Here is a 244-nt window from a genome sequence, read left to right on the forward strand (position 1 = left end):
ATCAAAAGAGAATTAACGTTAATTATCGCCTCTCTTTTGGAGTGGGGCTTCGCTTTTGGATGTTTCGCGATTATTGGTACATTGATGGGAGAACCAGTCGATATCTTCAAAGTGTTCCCATTATTTGTTATCGCTTCGGTAATTGGGATTGCTTCGATGGTACCTGGTGGAGTAGGGACATTTGACGTCGTGATGATTCTGGGACTTAGCCAATTAGGCGTTTCTCAAGAATTAGCGCTCGCTT

General features: G+C 43.0%; 1 protein-coding gene. It reads left to right on the forward strand.

Annotated elements, in window-relative coordinates; translation table 11 throughout:
* Window positions 1-244, forward strand: a 244-nt coding sequence (locus NG901_RS16810; RefSeq protein ID WP_252217095.1) for a lysylphosphatidylglycerol synthase domain-containing protein, incomplete at both ends; no start/stop codon positions are given.

Origin of the sequence: Clostridium sp. CMCC3677, from assembly GCF_023845585.1 — a bacterium.
Lineage (GTDB): Bacteria > Bacillota > Clostridia > Clostridiales > Clostridiaceae > Clostridium > Clostridium aquiflavi.